General features: G+C 43.1%; 2 protein-coding genes and 1 rRNA gene. All 3 read left to right on the top strand.

The window, feature by feature from the left end:
• Window positions 1-95, top strand: a 5S ribosomal RNA gene (rrf, locus tag KHZ77_RS07155); the annotation flags it as partial.
• 1,781 nt (window positions 96-1,876) lie between these two features.
• Window positions 1,877-18,160, top strand: coding sequence for an ESPR-type extended signal peptide-containing protein (locus KHZ77_RS07150; RefSeq protein ID WP_295197264.1), 16,284 nt, complete (start codon window positions 1,877-1,879; stop codon window positions 18,158-18,160).
• Window positions 18,161-18,908: 748 nt separating this feature from the next.
• On the top strand, window positions 18,909-22,811 hold the full coding sequence (locus KHZ77_RS07145) for an ESPR-type extended signal peptide-containing protein (RefSeq protein WP_295197261.1): 3,903 nt from the start codon (window positions 18,909-18,911) through the stop codon (window positions 22,809-22,811).
• The last annotated feature ends 315 nt before the right edge of the window (window positions 22,812-23,126 follow it).

Genomic DNA, 23,126 nt, shown 5'->3' with positions numbered 1-23,126 from the left:
CTCCACCTGTTCCCATCTCGAACACAGTAGTTAAGCTCGTAAACGCCGAAAGTACTTGGCTGGAAGCGGCCCGGAAGGATAGGAAGTTGCTGATTGATAAAATAAAACGGTCATACCGAAAGGTATGGCCGTTTTTATTTTACTGATGTGCCACTACGTGCCCCATCAGGTCGCTTCCAGCCAACTTACCACGATGTGACAACAATGGAAAAAGCACAATAGCGGCCAGGGATAAATAGCGAACATGCTTTAAAGGAACGAAGTGACGCATAAAGCATTGTGAGTCTTTTAGCTCATGGCGTAAGATTTCGCGTAGCGAAATCCACAGCCACTGAGCAGGAAGTTGTTGATACACAACACTTCCTATCCTTTACCGAGATACGAAGTATCTCATCAAGGTCGCTTCCAGCCAATTTACCACGATGTGACAACAATGGAAGAAGTACAATAGCGGCCAGGGATAAGTAGTGAGCCCTATTTGAAGGAGCCTTGCGACGCGCAAATATGTGCGATAAGTAGAGAACTGACTTTATAGGACTAAAAGGACGCATAAAGTCAGTGAATCACTTAGGTCGGCCCATAAAGATTTACGAAGTAAATCCTGTTGGCCGAGCAGAGACCTTTAACTCAGCCCGTAAGATTCTTCACAGAAGAATCCACAGGGATGAACGGAAAACTTCTGCAAGTAGAGTCGAACGTAAGTAGAAATCCACAGCCACTGAGCAGGAAGTTGCTGACACACAACACTTCCTATCCTTCATAAGTTATAACAAATCTACAGAGATGAAAAGGAAGTTGCAAAGCAATTTGGATCTTAGCGCATACAAACGAATTAATGCAGAGAGCATAGCAATTAGAGGCATTATATAGCATTTATTACTCAAATAAGTATAAGTCAAAGGGAAGAAGGCTTTGGACTATGAAACCACGCTCTAGTGTAATTTAAAGCGTTGTATTGGTGTGTTTAAATTAATAGAATCCATAGTGATATCAATACGTTATATATAAGATTTTGAATAGACGTTCGAATCTTAATACGGATTGATATTTGCTATGGATTTTTTTGTTTAATTTCCGATTCTAATTTATTGAAATTTAATGTTATATTTATACAATTAATATTTAATATTATTCATATTCAAAATGAATAGTGATAATAATCATAAAATATTTTGAATATTATAATTAAAAAAATACCTAAAATACTAAGTAAAATTCAAATTAAAAATATTATATTAACAAAATATTATGATTATTGAAATTTATAATGAGAATATCTTGAATTTTTATATCAAATTAATGAATTATAAACTAAACGTTTTGAAAAAACAAATTTACATTATTCGATATAAATGATACACTTAAATTAATTCATATAATACTCATAAGAGGATAAATGTTATTAATCATTAATTAATCATTATGGTGTAGGAAATACGGGAATATCCAATTAAATCAGTACGTTTATGCAGTATAGATTATATTGGAATATTTTTTTGTCTAATTTCACGTTTAATTTTATCTTCATTTAATAAAGGTGGATTTTACATTAAAAAATAGCTAAAACTCAAACGTTTATCAATATTATCGTAAAATTTTATGCACAGCTAATCAATAATTTTAGCGTGTAGTCGCCATTATTATTGGAATTGATTAATTAATATGTTCCTTGTGAAATTAAACAAGTTTTTGAGGTGTAAATCTAACAGGTATACATTTAAAAGTAGACTATTTTACTATTCTATTGATTAATTATGAATTATCTTTTTTGTTTTTTAGAGCTTGTTAAGTAAAATTTTAAAAGAATTAGTTTCTTACATTTTAAGCAGTTTTAATGGCTTCTGTTATTTGTCATTAAAGGGAGGTAAAATCTTTTATGAACAAGATTTACAAGGTAGTTTGGAGCAAAGTAAGAAATGCTTACGTAGTTGTTTCGGAAATTGCGAAAAGTCACAGTAAAAACAAATCGCAATCCGGCACAAAAGTAGCTAATGGTTTACTTCGTGCAGCCGTAGTAGCCAGTTTAGTTCTAGGAGGGGCGTTCTTTAATCCTATATCTGTAGATGCTACTAATGCTTGGGGCGCAAGACTTAATCCGGATAACGATAATACATCCGTAGGTGGCACAGCGACAGCCAACGGAGCCGGTGCTGTAGCCTTGGGGACAGCCAAAGCTACCGGTGCGGATTCGCTTGCACTTGGTACTGATTCATCTGCGACAGGTACAGAAACGATTGCTATTGGCGGAGCTACCGTACAGGCTGATTATGGCATCGCTATCGGTCAAGGCAGTGTTACCGGTGGTGTTTATTCCGGTACTGGGGCGATAGTAGGTACAGCGTATAATGTAGTTGCTATTGGACTCAATGCAACAGCATATGGTCGTAACGACGTTGTAATTGGTGCTAATCAGAACGCCATGACGCCGACATTTGCTCCGTCGGAAGATACTCCAGAAGGAACAGGTCTTAGTTCGGCTCAGGGCGGACGTGTAATGATTGGCCATGACAATATTGCTTACGGTCGTTCTGGTAACTCGGTTATTGTAGGCTCTAACAACCGATCAAATGCTGTTCATGGTATCGCTATTGGTCAGAATGCGTACGCCGGTCAACCTGATGGGAGTACGCTTGCTTATGAAAATACCATGTCTATCGGGACTAACACTCGTTCGTACTCAACGGATACAATTGCTATGGGTAATAATGCGGTTGCCGGTAATACGGATACCACTAAGACTTCGTATGATGGTAATGGTCAAGCTGCGGCAGCCATAGGTTCAGGGGCTAAAGCAACTTCATTCCACACCGTAGCTGTTGGTGCTACCAGCCAGGCAACTGATATCAGTGCTACCGCTATCGGTGATAATGCCCTTGCAAGTGCGGTGAGTACTACCGCAGTTGGTAACAGTGCTCAGGCTACGTCCATAGGTTCTCTTGCTGCCGGTGCAGCTGCACTCGCCAATAATCAATACACTATTGCCTTAGGTAATAGTGCTCAAGCAACTAACTTGCGTGCTATGGCTGTCGGCTATGGTGCTGTAGCTAGTGGCGGCGGTGCTATTGCGTTAGGTAGAACTTCTCAAGCAACCGCTTCTTATGCCACTTCGATGGGTTATGAAAACACTGCTAGTGGTGCCAGCTCATTATCTGTTGGTTATCATACATATGCGTACGGTACAAGAAGTATTGCTATCGGTAGAGAGGCTGTTTCAGGGCTTGCAAGTACCGGACAAGATACGATTGCTATTGGTTCATATTCTAATACACAGGCTGCAAATACAATAGCCATAGGTAATACCGCGACTACTGATTCATCGGCAACTGGAGCTATAGCGATTGGTAATACGGCAACTGCTAATGTGGCAGGTAGTGTGGCTATTGGTTCCGGGTCTTCTACTACTCGTGCAACTGATACGACCAGCCAAGGTTGGAATAATCAGGATAGTACTTGGAGCAGTTGGCTTTCCACTAAAGGTAATGCCGGTACAACTAGTGGCGGCGTTTGGAATAGCACGGCCGGTGTTGTTTCCATTGGTACTGACGGTGCCAGCGGTGCTGCGACAACGCGTAAACTTACCGGTTTAGCTGCCGGTCAGTATGATACAGATGCCGTAAATATGAAACAGTGGACTAATACCATGCTCGCTACTACCGGTGACTTTAAAGATAGCAGCTATACGACCACTTATGGCTCTGATGGAGTTCCACGTACGGCTACCAAGCTTTTAAATCAATCGTTGAAAATTACAGGCGGTGTAGACAATACGTTGTACTACCAGTCTGATTTTGCGACACAGCCTAATATTGCGGCAGTTATTAGCGATAACACGGTTACCCTTCGTTTAAATAAATCGCTTCGCGGTTTGGAAGCTATCTATCTGACTAATCCGACTACAGGTAATGCTACAACGCTTACCGGTAATGGCATTACCATTAGACCTTCATCTGGTTCTAATGTAACATTGACCACAGCCGGTCTTAATAATGGTGGGAATAAGATTACTAACGTTGCCGCTGGTACGGCCGGCACAGATGGTGTTAACGTAACTCAATTAAATCAAGCTATTGCCGGTGTTAGCACAGGATCAGGTACGACAACCACAGTTACAGTTGAAGGCGGTACGGTAGCCGGTACAGGTGGCACATATACAGGCAATAACTTACAAATTACATCTACTACAGGTACAAACTCGACAACGTATGATCTCAAACTTGCGGATAAAGTTACTTTAGGTAGCAGCGGTACAAGTGGTACGAATGGTTCACTTACCGTTAATGGTACCGGCGGTTCTTCTGTAGCCGTTGATGGCGCAACCGGTTCTGTTGCCTTAACCGGTACAGACGGTTCTACAGCTACTATTGCAGCAGGTCCTGCAGCTAACGATGTAAACGGTAATTCTATTAACCGTATTACAGCTGGTGGTGCGACTGTGGCAACGCTGAATGACGGTATGGTATATACCGGTGACACAGGTTCTGCTGCTGTTAAATTAAATAAAACGGTAAATATTGTTGGTGGTGAAACTGATTCCACTAAATTATCTACTGATAATAATATCGGCATTGTGGCCGCTCAAGATGGTGACAATGGTAAATTAACTGTTCGTTTGGCTAAAGATATTACGGGCTTAAATACCGTAGAAGCCGGTGATGCTGTATTGGGTAATCAAGGTGTTGTAACAGCCGGTGGAACAGCACAGGATGGTAGTTATGTAACCGGCTTAGACAATACAAGCTGGAATGTAACGAATCCGGATATCGTAACCGGCCGTGCTGCAACTGAAGATCAATTGAAAACCGTAAGTGATGCAGTAGTTGCTGTTACTGATGGTACTAGTGCGAATGCAACCGGTGGTTTCGGTTTAACTGACGACAGCGGTACAGCTGTAAAACAAGACCTTGGTAAGACAATTCAAATTGCCGGTGATGGTAATGTTAAAACGACAGCTGATACTGCCAACGGTAAAATTACTGTAGGTTTAAGTAATACTATCGGTATCGGTACAAGTGGTAGTGAAAACGGTACTGTCACTGTTAATGGTGCTGACGGATCGGCTGTTGCTATTAACGGTGCTGACGGTTCTATTTCCCTTAATACCGGTTCTGGTTCTCCAATTACAATTCAAGCCGGTTCCAGTGTAAACGATGTAACAGGTACTCCTGTTAACCGTATTACTGTAGGCGGTCAAACCGTAGCTACTATGAATGACGGTATGAAGTACGGTGGTGACTTCGGTACAGTTTCCAATGTAAAACTCAACAATCAAGTTGATGTGAAAGGCGAAGCAACAACTGAAGCTGACTTAACTACCGGTAACATTGGTGTAGTTTCCAGCCAAGCCGGTGACAATGGGTTATTGGTTGTTAAATTAAATAAAGATATCAACTTAGGCTCTACCGGTTCTGTAACTATGGGTAACACCGTAGTTAATAACAGCGGTTTAACCATCACCGGTGGTCCGTCTGTGACCGGTAGCGGTATTGATGCGGGTAGCAAGCAGATTACTAACGTTGCTGCCGGTGTCAACGATACGGATGCCGTTAACGTAAAACAGTTAGAGGATCGAATCGGCGGAATCACCGGTGGTTCCGGTAAAACAACTAATCTCACTGTTGATGGCGGCACGGCAGCTCCGACCGATGGTACTTATGCAGGAAGTAATTTACAAGTAACTGCAACTGAAGGCACTGCCAGCACGACTTATGACTTGAAACTTGCGGATAACGTAACCTTAGGTAGCACAGGCGACAGTGGTGTAGACGGTTCGCTTACTGTTAACGGTAAGGACGGAGAATCCGTTGCTATCAACGGTGCCGATGGCTCTATCGCATTAAAAGGTACTGACGGTTCTACTGCTACGATTGCAGCAGGCCCTGCAGCAAACGATGTAAACGGTAATTCTATTAACCGTGTTACAGTAGGTGGTGCTACTGTTGCTACCCTGGATGACGGTATGGTTTATACCGGTGATACAGGTTCTGCCGCCGTTAAATTGAATAAAACAGTAAATATTGTTGGCGGCGAAACAGATGCTTCCAAATTATCTACCGACAATAATATTGGTATTGTTGCGGCTCAAGATGGCGACAATGGTAAATTGACGGTTCGTTTGGCTAAGGACATTACCGGTTTGAATACAGTAACAGCCGGCGATGCTACTATCGGTAATCAGACTGAAACCACGGCTAGTGGCGTTGCTCAAACAGGTAGCTATGTAACCGGTTTAGACAACACAAGCTGGAATGTAACTAATCCGGATATTGTAACCGGTCGTGCAGCTACAGAAGATCAACTCAAAACTGTAAGTGATGCAATTATAGATGGTACTAGCGAAAACGCAGTCGGTGGTTTCGGCTTAACTGATGACAGCGGTACAGCAGTTAAACAAGACCTTGGTAAGACAATTCAAATTGCCGGTGACGGTAATGTTACAACTACGGCTGCAGACGGCAAACTTACCGTAGGCTTAAGCAATACGATTGCACTTGGTGAAAAAGCAAGTGAAGACGGCACTACGGAAGGCGCAGATAGCTCTATTACTGTTAATGGTAAAGATGGTTCCGCTGTGGCTATTAACGGTGCTGACGGTTCTATTTCCCTTAATACCGGTTCCGGTTCTCCGATTACAATTCAAGCCGGTTCCAGTGTAAACGATGTAACAGGTTCTCCTGTTAACCGTATTACTGTAGGCGGTCAAACCGTAGCTACTATGAATGACGGCATGAAATACGGTGGCGACTTCGGTACAGTTTCTAACGTTAAACTCAACAATCAAGTTGATGTGAAAGGTGAAGCAACCACTGAGGCTGACCTTACAACCGGTAACATCGGCGTTGTTTCCAGCCAGGCCGGAGATAACGGTTTATTGGTTGTTAAATTGAATAAAGACATCGACTTAGGTTCTACCGGTTCCTTAACGACAGGTGCTACTGTTATTAATAACAACGGCGTAACTATTGCACCGGCCACATCCACAGGTAAACCTGTAACCTTAACTAATGCCGGTCTCGATAATGGCGGCAATAAAATTACTAATGTTGCAACAGGTACAGATGGTACAGATGCTGTTAACGTGGATCAGTTGACCAAGGCAATCGCCGGTGTAAGTGCCGGTGAAGGCAGTAAGACAAATCTTACGGTTGAAGGCGGTACTGCAGCCGGAACAGGTGGTAACTATACAGGCAGTAACTTGCAGATAACTGAAAAAACTGAAATCACCGGTGCAACGACTTATGACGTAAAATTGGCTGATAACATTACCTTAGGTAGCGCAGCCGATAGTGCAGCAGGTACCGAAGGGACAGACAGCTCTATTACACTTAATGGTAAAGACGGATCCGCCGTAGCGATTAACGGCGCTGATGGTTCCATTACATTGAACACCGGCTCCGGTTCTCCGATTGCAATTCAAGCCGGTTCCAGTGTTAACGATGTAACAGGTACACCTGTTAACCGTATTACTGTAGGTGGCCAAACTGTAGCTACCATGAATGACGGTATGAAATATGGTGGCGACTTCGGTACAGTTTCCAACGTTAAATTAAATAATCAAGTTGATGTAAAAGGTGAAGCAACATCTGAAGCTGACCTTACAACAGGTAACATTGGTGTTGTTTCCAGCCAGGCCGGAAACAATGGTTTATTAACGGTTAAGCTTAATAAAGACATTAACTTAGGTTCTACCGGTTCCTTAACTTTTGGCAGTGGCGATAACACGGTAAGTCTTTCTAACAGTGGCCTTAACAACGGCGGACAGAAGATTACTAATGTTGCAGCCGGTACGGCAGATACTGATGCTGTTAACTTCAAACAGTTGAAAGATGAAATCGGTGGAATCACCGGCGGTTCCGGCGGAACGACTAAGCTTACTGTTGACGGTGGTACAGCAGCTCCTACTGATGGCACGTATGCAGGTAGCAATTTGCAGGTAACGGCTACTGAAGGTGCAGCTATTACGACTTATGACTTGAAACTTGCCGATAACGTAACATTAGGCAGTGCAGGCACTAATGGTGTAGATGGTTCCCTTACTGTTAATGGTAAAGACGGTGAATCCGTTGCTATCAACGGTGCGGACGGCTCTATCGCTTTAACAGGTGCTGACGGTTCTACAGCTACTATTGCAGCAGGCCCTGCAGCTAATGATGTAAACGGCACTTCTGTTAACCGTATTACTGTAGGTGACCAGACAGTAGCAACCTTGAATGATGGTATGGTATATACCGGGGATACTGGTTCTGCTGCCGTTAAATTGAATAAAATTGTCAACATTGTTGGCGGTGAAACAGATGCTTCTAAATTATCTACGGATAATAACATCGGTATCGTAGCTTCCCAAGATGGCGACAATGGTAAATTGACAGTTCAATTGGCTAAAGATATTACCGGTTTAAACACCGTAGAAGCAGGTACAGCTGTATTAGGTGATCAAGGCGTTGTGACGGCAGGTGGTGTTGCGCAAGACGGTAGCTATGTAACCGGTTTAGACAACACCGAATGGAATGTAGCTAATCCGGATATCGTAACCGGTCGTGCTGCGACTGAAGATCAGCTCAAAACTGTAAGTGATGCGGTGACTGCTGTTTCAGACGGTACCAGTGAAAATGCAACCGGTGGTTTCGGTCTCGCTGATGGCAGTGGCACAACGGTTAAACAAGACCTCGGTAAGACAATTACCGTTAAAGGTGGCGTAACCGACGGTACTGCTACAACTGATAATCCTGATGGCGTTTCTAACATTACGACAACTGTTAAAGACGGTGCTCTTGAAGTAAGTCTTAATAAAGATCTCGACTTAGGCTCTACAGGTTCCGTAACAACCGGTAATACTGTTGTTAATAACGATGGCGTAAAAGTTGGTGATACAGCCCTTACAAGCGATGGTTTAACAATCACTAACGGTCCGTCTGTGACGACAACGGGCATCAACGCCGGCAGCAAACAGATTACTAATGTGGCTAGCGGTTCCGATGGTGTCGATGCTGACGGCAATCCAACTTACAACAATCTTACTAATGGAGCCAATATTGGTGACATTAAAAATATTACCGATGCGGCTAAGACTGAATTAACTAATGATGGTTTGAATTTCACAGCCGATAGTGGTGATTCCGTACACCGTAACCTTGGTGAAACTTTAAATATTGCCGGTGATGGCAACATTACAACTACCAGTGATGCAGCTAACGGTAAAATTACCGTAGGTTTGAGTAATACAATTGCACTTGGTGAAAAAGCAAGTGAAGACGGCTCTACTGAAGGTGTAGACAGTTCTATTACAGTTAACGGCAAAGACGGCTCCGCGGTAACTATTAACGGTGCTGACGGCTCTATCGTTTTGAATACCGGTTCCGGTTCTCCTATTACAATCCAAGCCGGTTCCAGTGTTAACGATGTAACAGGTACACCTGTTAACCGTATTACTGTAGACGGTCAAACCGTAGCTACTATGAATGACGGCATGAAATACTATGGTGATTTCGGTGCAGTTTCCAACGTGAAATTGAATAACCAAGTTACTGTAAAAGGTGAAGCAGCGACTGAAGCTGACCTTACTACCGGTAACATTGGCGTTGTTTCCAGCCAAGCCGGTGACAACGGTTTGTTGGTTGTCAAATTAAATAAAGACATCAACTTAGGTTCTACCGGTTCTGTTACTATGGGTAATACTGTAGTTAATAATAACGGTATTACGATTACACCGACTACAGGTGACCCTGTGTCCTTGACAAGCTCCGGTCTCGACAACGGCAACAAAACGATTACTAACGTGGCAGCCGGTGTTAACGGTACAGATGCTGTTAATGTAACGCAATTAGAAGATAGACTCAGTCAGATAGCAATTGGTGAATCAAAGACAACTGAAATCACTGTTGAAGGTGGTACAGCTGCACCAACTAATGGAACTTATGCGGGTGACAACTTGCAGGTGAAAGCAGGAACTACAGCAAATGGTTCACCAACCTATGATGTGAAACTTGCCGATAACATCGTTCTAGGCAGTGCTGCAGACAGTGCAGCCGGCACAACCGGTACTGATGGCTCCATTACGCTGAACGGTGCTGACGGTTCTTCCGTAGCTGTCAACGGTGCTGATGGTTCTGTTACAGCTAAAGGAACAGATGGTTCGGCTGTAGCTATCAATGGTTCTAACGGCTCTATCGCACTTAATACCGGTTCCGGTTCTCCTGTGACTATCCAAGCAGGTACAAGTGCAAATAACTTAGCCGGCACTTCCGTTGATCGTATTACTGTAGGCGGTCAGACAGTTGCTACAATGAGTGACGGTCTGAAATATGCAGGCGATGATGGACAAACCGATACAACTAAAGTTATTGCTAAAAATCTTAATGAACAATTAGATATCGTTGGTGGTGCTGATGCAACTAAATTGACTGACAACAACATTGGTGTAAATAATGTTAACGGCCAATTAAAAGTTCAGTTAGTAAAAGATATTAACTTAGGCGATACCGGTTCTGTGACTGTTGGTACAGCTGTATTGGGCAACCAGACGGTGACTACTGCCGGCGGTGTTTCTCAGACAGGTACTTACTTAACCGGCTTAAGTAATACAGCTTGGGATACGTCTAATCCGGATGCCGTAACCGGTCGCGCAGCTACTGAAGATCAGCTTAAAGCTATCAACGAGAAAGTGAATGCCATTTCTACCGGTACAGGTGCTTTCGGCTTGACTGATGATAGTGGAACAAAAGTTACACAAAGTCTTGGCGAAACAATTCAAGTCGCTGGTGACGGTAATGTTACAACTACAGCTGATGCTACGAACGGCAAAATTACTGTAGGCTTAAGCAACGATCTTTCTATCGGTGCTAAAGACGGTGATGACGGTACAGATGGCGTGGACGGCAAGATTGGTGTTAACGGTAAAGACGGTTCCGCGGTAGTAATTAACGGTGCAGACGGCTCTATCGGTTTAACAGGTCCTGCCGGCGCTGATGGAACGCAGCCAAAGGTTACTATTGTAGCCGGTGGCAGCGTTAATAACGTAGACGGCACTCCTGTAGACCGTATTACTGCAGGCGGTCAGACCATCGCTACTATGAGTGACGGTCAGAAGTATGCCGGTGATAATGCTAAGGCAGATGGCACTAATGTTATCGCCAAGAAACTTAACGAACAGTTAGATATCGTTGGCGGTGCTGACGCAACTAAATTGACTGAAAATAACATTGGTGTAAACAATGTTAACGGTCAGTTAAAAGTTCAATTGGCTCAGAATATTGATTTAGGTGAAAATGGCTCTGTAACAATGGACGATACCGTAGTAAATAACGACGGCATGACTATTGGCACTGGTGATACTGCTGTAAGTCTCACTAACGACGGCCTCAACAACGGTGGTAATAGAATTACTAACGTGGGTGCAGGCACAGCCGATACAGATGCTGTAAATTATGGTCAGTTGAAAGCAGCCGCTACAGCAGTTACTGTTGAAGGTGGTACAGTAGCAGGTACAACTGACTATACAGGCAGCAACTTGAAGCTTAAAGCGACTACTAATGGCGATAAGACTACCTATGACCTCAAACTTGCTGATGCTATTACCTTAGGTAGTACAGGCACAGATGGTGTTGACGGTTCTGTTACAGTTAATGGCAAAGACGGTTCAGCTGTTGCTATCAATGGTGCTGACGGTTCTATCGCATTGACTGGGTCTGACGGTTCCACAGCTACGATTGCAGCCGGTACTGCAGCAAATGATGTAAACGGCAATTCTATTAATCGTATTACAGCAGGTGGTGCAACTGTTGCGACACTTGATGATGGTATGGTATATACCGGTGACACAGGAAGTGCTGCTGTTAAATTAAATAAAACTGTAAACATTGTTGGCGGTGAAACCGATGCTTCTAAATTATCTACAGATAATAATATTGGTATCGTAGCATCTCAAGATGGTGACAACGGTAAATTAACCGTTCAATTGGCTAAAGATATTACAGGCTTGAATACAGTGACTGCCGGTACTGCTACAATAGGTACTCAAACAGAACTTACTGCCGGTGGTATTGCTCAAACAGGTAATTATGTAACTGGTTTGGATAATACAAGCTGGAATGTAACAAATCCGGATATCGTAAGTGGTCGTGCAGCGACTGAAAATCAGTTGAAGACTGTAAGCGATGCTATTACTGACGGTACTAGCGAAAACGCAACAGGTGGTTTCGGCTTAACTGACGATAGCGGTACAGCTGTAAAACAAGACCTTGGCAAAGCCATTCAAATTGCCGGTGACGGTAATTTGAAGACTACAGCTGATGCTGCTAACGGTAAAATCACTGTAGGCTTAAGCAATACGATTACTCTTGGTGAAAAAGCAAGTGAAGACGGTACTACTGAAGGCGCAGACAGCTCTATTACTGTTAACGGTAAAGACGGCTCCGCTGTAGCTATTAATGGTGCTGACGGTTCTATTTCCCTTAACACCGGTTCCGGTTCTCCAATTACAATCCAAGCCGGTTCCAGTGTGAACGATGTAACAGGTTCACCTGTTAACCGTATTACTGTAGGCGGTCAAACCGTAGCTACTATGAATGACGGAATGAAATACGGCGGTGACTTTGGTACAGTTTCAAATGTTAAGTTAAATAATCAAGTTGACGTAAAAGGTGAAGCAACAACTGAAGCTAACCTTACTACAGGCAACATTGGTGTAGTTTCCAGCCAAGCTGGCGACAATGGCTTGTTAACCGTTAAACTGAATAAAGACATTAACTTAGGATCTACCGGTTCTGTAACAACAGGCGCAACTGTTATTAATAACGATGGCGTTACAATTACTCCATCCACAGGTAACCCTGTAACTTTAACCGGCACAGGCCTCAACAATGGCGGTAATAAGATTACTAACGTGGCAGCTGGTGATGTAAGTGATACATCTACTGATGCTGTTAACGGTAGTCAGTTGAAATCCGTTAAAGACATTGCTGAAAAACATACAATTGTAACAGTTGAAGATGGCACTGCAGCAGGTACAACTGATTATGCAGGTAGCAATTTGAAACTCAAAGCAACCGATAATAACGGTCAGACAACATATGATCTTAAACTTGCTGATGACATTACCTTAGGTAGTGCAAACGGTGCTGACGGTACAGGCGGTGTAGATAGCTCCATTACTGTGAATGGTGCTGCCGGATCTTCAGTGGCTATTAACGGTAAAGACGGCTCCATCGGCTTAACCGGCCCTGCCGGCGCTGACGGAACACCTGGTGCAACAGTTACTATTAAGGCCGGCACAAGTGCTAATGACGTAACCGGTACTGCTGCTGATCGTATTACTGTAGGTGACCAGACTGTTGCTACATTAAACGACGGTATGGTATACACCGGTGACACCGGCTCTGCAGCTGTTAAATTAAATAAAACTGTAAACATTGTTGGCGGTCAAACAGATGCATCCAAGTTATCTACAGATGCTAACATTGGTGTTGTAGCTTCTCAAGACGGTGACAATGCTAAATTAACTGTTCAGTTGGCTAAAGATATTACTGGTTTGAATACGGTAACAGCCGGTGATGCTACTTTAGGTAATCAAACGATTACTACAGCAGATGGTGTTGCTGAAACAGGCAGTTATGTAACTGGTTTGGATAATACAAGCTGGAATGTAGCTGATCCGGATATCGTAAGTGGTCGTGCAGCAACTGAAGACCAGTTGAAGACTGTAAGTGATGCTATTACCGATGGTACTAGTGAAAACGCAACCGGTGGTTTCGGCTTAACTGACGATGACGGCAACGCTGTAAAACAAGACCTTGGTAAGACGATTCAAATCGCTGGCGACGGTAATGTTAAAACTACAGCTGATGCTGCTAACGGCAAAATTACTGTAGGCTTAAGCAATACGATTGCTCTTGGTGAAAAAGCAAGTGAAGACGGTACTACGGAAGGCGCAGACAGCTCTATTACTGTTAACGGTAAAGACGGCTCCGCTGTAGCTATTAACGGTGCTGACGGTTCTATCTCCCTCAATACCGGTTCCGGTTCTCCAATTACAATCCAAGCCGGTTCCAGTGTTAACGATGTAACTGGTACGCCTGTAGATCGAATTACTGCTGGTGGACAGACGATTGCTACCTTGAGTGACGGTATGAAGTATGGTGGTGACTTCGGTACAGTTTCTAACGTTAAATTGAATAATCAAGTTAACGTAAAAGGCGAAGCAACAACTGAAGCTAACCTTACTACAGGCAACATTGGCGTTGTATCCAGCCAGGACGGCGACAATGGCTTGTTAACCGTTAAACTCAATAAAGACATTAACTTAGGCTCTACCGGTTCTGTAACAACAGGCGCAACTGTTATTAATAATGATGGCGTTACAATTACTCCATCCACAGGCAACCCTGTAACCTTAACTGGCACAGGCCTTAACAACGGCGGTAATCAGATTACCAACGTAGCCAGCGGTTCCGACGGTGTTGATGCTGACGGCAACCCAACATACAATACGGATACTAATGCGGCTAACATCGGTGACCTTAAGAACGTAAGCGATGCCTTAGTTAATAAGGGCATGGATTTCACGGCTGATAGTGGTGAAACGGTACATCGTGACCTTGGTGAAGCGCTTGGCATTGTAGGTGATGGTCAGAATATTACGACTACAACTGATCCTACAAACGGTAACATTACTGTGGCCTTGAGTAATGACATCTCCATAGGTGCGAAAGATGGTGCTGACGGTACAGATGGTGTAGATGGTAAGATTAGCGTAAATGGTAAAGACGGTTCCGCTGTAGTTATCAACGGCGCTGATGGTTCTATCGGCTTAACCGGTCCTGCCGGCGCTGACGGAACACCTGGTACAACTGTAAATATTAAAGTTGGTCCTAGCGTTGATGATGTAACAGGTACTCCTGTAGATAGAATTACTGTAGGTGACCAGACTGTTGCTACATTAAACGACGGTATGGTATATACCGGTGATTCGGGCTCTGCAGCTGTTAAGTTAAATAAAACTGTAAACATTGTGGGCGGTCAAACAGATGCCTCCAAGTTATCTACAGATGCTAATATCGGTGTTGTAGCTTCTCAAGATGGTGACAATGCTAAATTAACTGTTCAATTGGCTAAAGATATTACAGGCTTGAACACAGTTGAAGCAGGTACTGCTGTAATAGGTGATCAAGGCGTTGTGACAGCCGGTGGTGTTGGCGAAGATGGTAGCTTTGTAACCGGTTTAGACAACACTGAATGGAATGTAGCGAACCCAGATATCGTAAGCGGTCGTGCAGCAACTGAAAATCAGCTCAAAACTGTAAGTGACGCAGTTAAAGCAGTTTCTGACGGCACCAGCGAAAACGCAACCGGTGGTTTCGGCTTAACTGATGACAACGGCAATGCTGTAAAACAAGACCTCGGTAAGACGATTCAAATCGCCGGCGACGGTCAGAATATTACAACAACTGCTGATGCTGAAAACGGTAAGATTACTGTAGGCTTAAGCAATAACTTGTCCATTGGTACAAAAGGCACTGATGGTACGCCGGGGGCTAACGGATCTATCGCCGTTAACGGTAGCGATGGCAATAGCGTAGCTATCGACGGCAACGACGGTATCTCCATTAAAGACGAAAATGGTAAAGATGGCGTAAGTATTACAGGTAAAGATGGTGTTGATGGCGTTGACGGCTTAGAAGGTCACATCGGCCTCAATGGCAAAGACGGCATGACTGACATCTACACAACTCCTGGTCAAGCCGGTGTAAATGGTCAACCTGGCGATACCATGACACGTATTATTTACACTGACCCTAGTGGTCAAAATCATCAGGTAGCAACCCTTGATGATGGCATGAAATACGGCGGCGACTTCGGTACTGTATCTGCGGTAAAACTTAACAATCAAGTTAATGTAAAAGGCAATGCAACTAACGAAGCGGACTTAACTGATGGCAACATCGGTGTCGTTTCCGGCCAGGATGGCGATAACAGTCTCTTAACAGTTAAGTTGAACAAAGACCTCAACCTTGGCTCCACAGGTTCCGTAACTATGGGTGACACCGTTATCAATAACGGCGGTGTAACTATAGGTAGCGGTACAAGTGCAGTAACACTTACTAATAATGGCTTGAACAACGGTGGTAACCAGATTGTTAATGTAGCCAGCGGTATTGACGGTACTATGTATGATACCTCTGTAAAAGGTCAGGAAAACTATAACAATGCAGCTAATATCGGCGATTTGAGCAAAGCTATCAGCAATGTTACAGATGCTGAAAGTGGTGGTGGCTTCGTTTTAGGTGCTGACGACAACAGCACTGTAAAACAGAACTTAGGTGGCACGATTAACATCACCGGCGACGGCAATACGGTAACATCTGTTAAAGATGGCAAGATTGAAGTTGGCTTAAATAAGGATGTTGACCTTGGTAGAGATGGTTCTATTACAGCCGGTAATACAACAATCAATGAAGGCGGCGTTTCGACTAATAAGTTTTCGATTAAGGACTCCGGTATTTCCATCGATAAAGATGGTATCAATGCAGGCGATACGCAAATCAAAAACGTAGCTAGTGGTGTTGACGGTATTGATGCTGACGGTAATCCAACATATGATACCGATACGAATGCAGCCAACATCGGTGATATTAAGAATATTGCCAATGCAGCAGCTGACTCTGTAAAAGCTCAGTCCGGTAAGAACATTACGGTTGATCCTGATACTAACAAAGTTAACTTGAACGATAATATCACTCTTGGTGACAATAGTGATGCATCCAAACAGGTTAACATTGACGGTAACGGTGCAACGGTAACAGCCGGCAGTGGTGATAACCAAGTTAAGATGGATGGTTCCAAAGGTCAGATTTCCGCAGGCGGCGCTGTTCTTGGCAATCAAGAAAACACAGCAGGCGACAGCAATCCGGCAACAGGTACTTACCTCACTGGTTTAAGCAACACTGCTTGGGATGGTGAAAATATCCAGTCCGGTCGTGCAGCAACTGAAGATCAATTGAAGGTTGTTGATGACAAAGTGAATAAAGGCCGTGTATTCCAGGGCGATGACGGAGCCGATAACAGCGTTACTGTAGGCCTCGGTGATACCTTGAAACTCAACGGCGGTGCAAATACCGCTAGATTATCCGATGGTAACATTGGCGTTGTAAGAAACAGTAGCGGTGATGGTCTTGACATTAAACTTGCGAAAGACTTAACAAATCTTGATAGCGTAACAACAGGCAATACGACTATGAATAGTAGTGGTATCACCATTAAGACAGTAGATGCCGATCGCAATATCACACTCCAGGATAGCAATATCAACATGGGTAACAACGTGGTAAGCGGTGTGGCTGATGGTGCAGTTGCTCCGGGCTCTACTGAAGCTATTAATGGTAGCCAATTGGCTCAACGTGACCAGGCTATCAACAGCCTCGGTGGTGCGGTTAACAAATTAGATAATCGTATTAATCGTGTTGGTGCCGGTGCGGCAGCTCTTGCAGCACTTCATCCACAGGACTTCGATCCGGATGATAAATGGGATTTCGCATTCGGTTACGGTCACTATAGCGGTGCTAATGCCGGTGCGTTAGGTGCCTTCTACAAACCAAATGAAGACACTACATTCTCCGTTGGTGGTACTATCGGTGGCGGTGAAAACATGTTCAACGCCGGTGTATCCTTCAAGATTGGTCAAGGCAACAACGTATCCAACTCTCGTGTTGGCATGGCTAAGGAAATCAGAAGTCTCCGTGAAGACGTAGCTAAACTTGAAGACTTAGTAAATCGTCAAAGTCAAATGATTAATCAGTTGACCGGCCAGAACCCTGGTACGATTGAGTCTAAGGGCAGTCAACTCTTCCCAGACGTTCCTTCCAACCACTGGGCTTATGAATATGAAAATAAACTTCATGATCTCGGAATCGTTGAAGGATATCCTGATGGCAACTTCGATGGTAACCGTATGATGACACGTTATGAATTTGCAGCAGTTGTTTATCGTGCAATCATGGCAGGTGCAGCATCCAATGCAGCCCTCCAAGGTGATGATACATTAGATCGCTTGGCGAACGAATTCTCCGACGAACTCAAGTACATCCGCATTGACACTGTGAAGAAGGATAAAGATGGTAACCCAACCATCCAACGTGTTCGTATCGTTCCTGAAAACAAGGATAAAGAATAATCTTATATTGCGCATATCTTTCAGAGATAAAGCTAACGTAATGTAAGCGTTACACAGAAACCGCGACTGTCGTGAGACAGTCGCGGTTTTTGCTTTTTATTTTAAAACTGATGCCCTGACTCTCATAAAATACAGATGATATATGTACATAAAAGCATATGTAATCAAAAATATGATTAAATTCTTCTTTCAATAGAATGTTCAATAGAAGGGTATGAGAGCTGTCGTTTTTAAAAGCAGGAAAATGAGCATATAATGAAGAATAAATAAAGTATAATATATTTTAATTAAATGATAATTAATAATATTTCAAATTTAATAGGGTGTAAAAAGCCGTTAAGAAGATAACATCACTTATGAATACTGGTAAAAATTACTGAAGCGACTAAGTTTTACGGTTGTAGCTTACCATTATATATAAGATTTATTTATTTTTATATTTAGTCATTATTTTATAAAAATAATGTTGTTTGTAATCAGTTTTAATGATATCATGAAATAAAGATGAAGTTAAATTCAAGGGAAAATTTTAATCTAAGTTAATTATAGAAAAATCAAACATTACGATTGGTAAAATTTGGAGACTATGGGGTATTTGTTCGGTCGTTTTTGATACGTTTCATTGTTCAATACGATCAATTGGTTTCCAATATTTTATAGATTTAAAGGCAGTAACATATGGAGGAGTGTGAATTAGGAAAAACATTAAATAGTTCATTTAGGTATAGGGAAGTGGGGGATGATACATATGAACAGAATCTATAAAGTCATTTGGAGTAAAGTTAGTAATCAATACGTTGTAGTGTCAGAACTGGCACGCAGATACACTAAACATTCCGGTAGCGCTACAGGCGCCGTTCGTAAAGCAGGCGTCTTGCTGGCGGCCTTAGCTTTGACCGTGGGAGTAAGCGGCATGACCGTTGATGCGGCAACTAATGGGAGCTGGACAACAGCTACTGATGCTAATGGTAACTTTACTGCGCATATTGATACGGCAAATACATTTGGACAGTACGCTAAAAATAATGAAGTTGTTGGTGATGGTAATACGGTAAATACCAGTAGTAATAAAGTTACTGGTGACAATAATACCGTAGGAACGTCTACCGGAAATGATACTATCATTGGTGATAGTAATGAACTTACCGGTTTAGATTCTTCATGGCTTATCGGTAGCAAAAATAAATTGGTAGGCGGAACCGAGTCTCTTATCTTCGGCAATAAAAATACTTCAGATCGAAGAGTATATAAATCAATTCTTATTGGCCATAATAGTAAAGTGACGAATGGTATTGATAATACTGTTGGTATCGGCAATAACATGGAGTTCGGTAAGAACTCCGATGATTCCGTCGTAATCGGCTATGGCGCTAAAAATGGGCCATTCCCAACTGAGACACCTAATTACTGGCCGGGCAGTAATGGTTCGGTTGTTATTGGTAAAGGCGCAATTAATGAATCCCCTTATAGTGTCGTCATTGGTAGCGGCGCTAAGATGGGGAATACTATAAACTCAAGTGGCCGAGGTATTGTTATCGGTACGAGCGTATCTATAGGTGATCAGGCAGAGAATTCAATTGCTATAGGGACCGATGGAACCAGAGTCGATGACGAGACCGACTGGACGGTTGCTATGGGGACTAATATTAAAGTAGGTAAGAGTTCTGACCACTCCATTGCCATCGGTGGGGTTTCTGCCAGTATTGGTAATGATGCACCGCACAGTGCTGCTATAGGCTCTTTTTCAAAAGTGTATGATGGCACCTGGTTTGGATCCGCTATTGGTTATTCCGCAAAAGTTAACGGACGATCCAGTATAGCCCTCGGTCATGAGGCAAGAATTGGTACGGACGAAAAAATCAGTCGGTATGCAGTGGCTCTCGGATATCAATCTAAAGTTGGCGGAAGTGCTGAAAATGGTATAGCTATTGGTAATGGCGCAACTGTTAAAGATGGTGCACAAAGTGGTCTTGCTATCGGAGTAGGTGCCAAAGCAAACTCTATGAGCTCACTCGCCATTGGATCCGGAGCAAATGCAACTGGATCAGATAACTTTGCTATTGGCACGGGTGCTAAGGTTAGCACAAAACCAGGGAACATAAGTTGGTCTGTAGCTATGGGGTATTACACTACTGTTGAGGGGGGATATAGTGTAGCATTGGGGAGTCAAGCGGTGATTGCTTCTGGTGCTGATCGGTCTGCTGTAGTAGGTCAGAGCTCTACTGTTAATAGTGAATCCGGCACCATTATAGGTGCAAATGCAACAATTGGTACTAGCTCTAGAAATTCATTTGTTGCTGGACGAGAGGCTTCTGTTGCAGATAATGCTATGTTTGGTACAGCTGTAGGTTCAAAGGCTAAGGTTGCATCCCAATTTGGCACAGCTATTGGTGGTAGTACTGAAATAGAAGCTAATACGAAACATAGTGTAGCTCTTGGTGGATACAGTAAGGTAAAGGTTACTAATTTATTTACAAGTAACGATTTAAAAACGTTTAAGATAAATCTTGGCACTTTTTACAATGATAAGTGGAATATTTCAAGCGGCGATGGTAATTATGGAGTCGTATCGGTTGGTCAAGATAGTCAGTATTACAAACGCCGTATCATCAACGTTGCTAAAGGCCGTATCTCCTCAGATTCCTACGACGCTATCAACGGCCAACAGATTTACCACTTAACCAATGATTTAACGGATCAAATTGCTGCGGCCGGTGGCAGTGTGTTAGCCGGGACTAATATTGCGTCGGTCGATTCAGGTACTGATGCGGACGGCAAGAAACAATATACTGTTAACGCAAAAGGTGCCAGTGTAAGTGCTGACGATAATTTCGTGTTAACATCAAAAGAAGATGCCACAACAAATGTAACTGACTACAATCTTAAGTTAAATGACATCGTTACTATCGGTGCCGGCACAGATGGCAACAATCCGATTAAAATCGACGGCACGAAAGGTCATATTACGGGCTTAACCAATAAGACACTTGATCTTGATGATTTTGCCAAAGTTGGTCGTGCCGCAACGGAAGAACAGCTAAGTGCGGCTATGTCGGATATTGAACAAAAATCTTACAAAGGTTGGAAAGTATCTGCCAATGGCAAAGATGGCGTTGCTGTAGCCAGCAATGATACAGTCGATTTTTCCGGTAAAGAGGTTGATGGTCATAAGAATATCGTAGTAGCTCAAGATGCAACGAATTTAACCTTTGACCTCAATACGAGTATTAATGTAGGTACCGGTGACAATAAGGTAACTATTGATGGTGATAACGCCAAGATTGCAGTAGGTACAGGCGATAATAAGGTCGCCATTGACGGTACCAAGGCAACTGTGAATGTAGGTGCTAACGTATCTATCGATGGACAGGCAGGTACTGCCAATATCGGTAAAGTTAATGTGGATGGTGCTACCGGTGAAATTAAGGGGTTAACGAATATAAAACTTGATGGTAAAGACTTTGCAACGGTAGGCCGTGCAGCTACGGAAGAACAGTTAAACGCAGCCATTACAGATATTAAAAACAGTGCTTATACGGGCTGGAACATATCTGCCAACGAAGAAAATGAGTCAAAAGTAGATAAGGATACTACGATCGACTTCGGCGGTCATATGGATGCGGAAGGCAACCAGAACGTTTTCGTAAGAAAAGACAATGCAAAATTAAAATTCGGCCTTAACAATAAGATTACGATTGGTGAAGGCAGTACGAAAGCTGTGATTAACGGTGAAGCAGGTACCTTCAATTTAGGCACTGAAGAAGGCAAGGCAGTCTCCCTTAACGGTACAACCGGTATGGGCGAAGTTGGTGTCATTGCTTTAAATGGTGCTGACGGTGAGGTTACGGGCTTAACGAATACTACTCTTGTAGCGGAAGATTTTGCAACTGTAGGCCGTGCGGCTACGGAAGAACAACTTCAAGGCGTTAATCAGCAGGTTGTAAATAACACCAATGCGATTATTAACGTAGGCAACAAAGTGAACGAACTAGACAACCGCATCGACAAAGTCGGGGCCGGTGCCGCCGCTTTGGCAGCCCTTCATCCGTTAGACTTTGATCCGGATGACAAATGGGATATTACAGCCGGTTACGGTAATTATCGTGGTGAAAACGCCATGGCCTTAGGTGCGTTCTATCGTCCGAACGAAGACACTATGTTCAGCGTAGGCAGCACAATGGGCAACGGCAACACTATGTTTAACGCCGGCGTATCCATTAAAGTGGGACAGGGCAACCATATTTCCACATCCCGCGTTGCTATGGCCAAAGAAATTAAAGATTTACGGACAGAGTTGGAAGCATTAAAATCGGCTATGTTGGACTCTAATGCAGGTCGCAAGGTTGATACCTCCAAACTTCAATTATTCCCTGATGTACCGCAAAATCATTGGGCCTATGAATACGTTTCCGTATTGGCCGGCAATGGTATGATTAAAGGCAATCCGGATGGTAACTTTGACGGAAATCGTCCGCTCACACGTTATGAATTTGCTCAAATGCTCTATGAAGCAATGGTCAACGGTGCCACCTTGTCGGATAAGATTCTTACAGAATTTGCGCCTGAATTGGAGCGCTTCACAGTAGATACAATTCGTACAGACAAGAACGGTAACCCTACGATTGAACGTGTACGCGTTAAAAAGCAGTAATATCTCCATGTAGTTGCAGCCTATTGTTACATAGGAATGTAGCTATGTGTTGATTTAGTTGCGGCAGAGAGAACAATAACATAGAGGAAAAGCCTGTATTGAAGGAGTATGCCTTTGGTACAGGCTTTTCCTTGTTTATGACTAATGTTCCCGTTTATAACTAAAGTTCCTGTTTATGACTAATGTTTCTTGTTTATGGCTAACTATATGTGCCTATATGCGTTATTCACTAACCACATTTAGTGACCATACAATCGATAAAATTATTTTATTAATAATTAAGCCTTTCGATTAGAAAATTTTTATAAAAGCAGG

Origin of the sequence: Veillonella sp., assembly GCF_018364065.1 — a bacterium.
In the GTDB taxonomy this organism is placed as follows: Bacteria; Bacillota; Negativicutes; order Veillonellales; family Veillonellaceae; genus Veillonella_A.
This window is presented reverse-complemented; position numbering and strand designations above follow the sequence as displayed.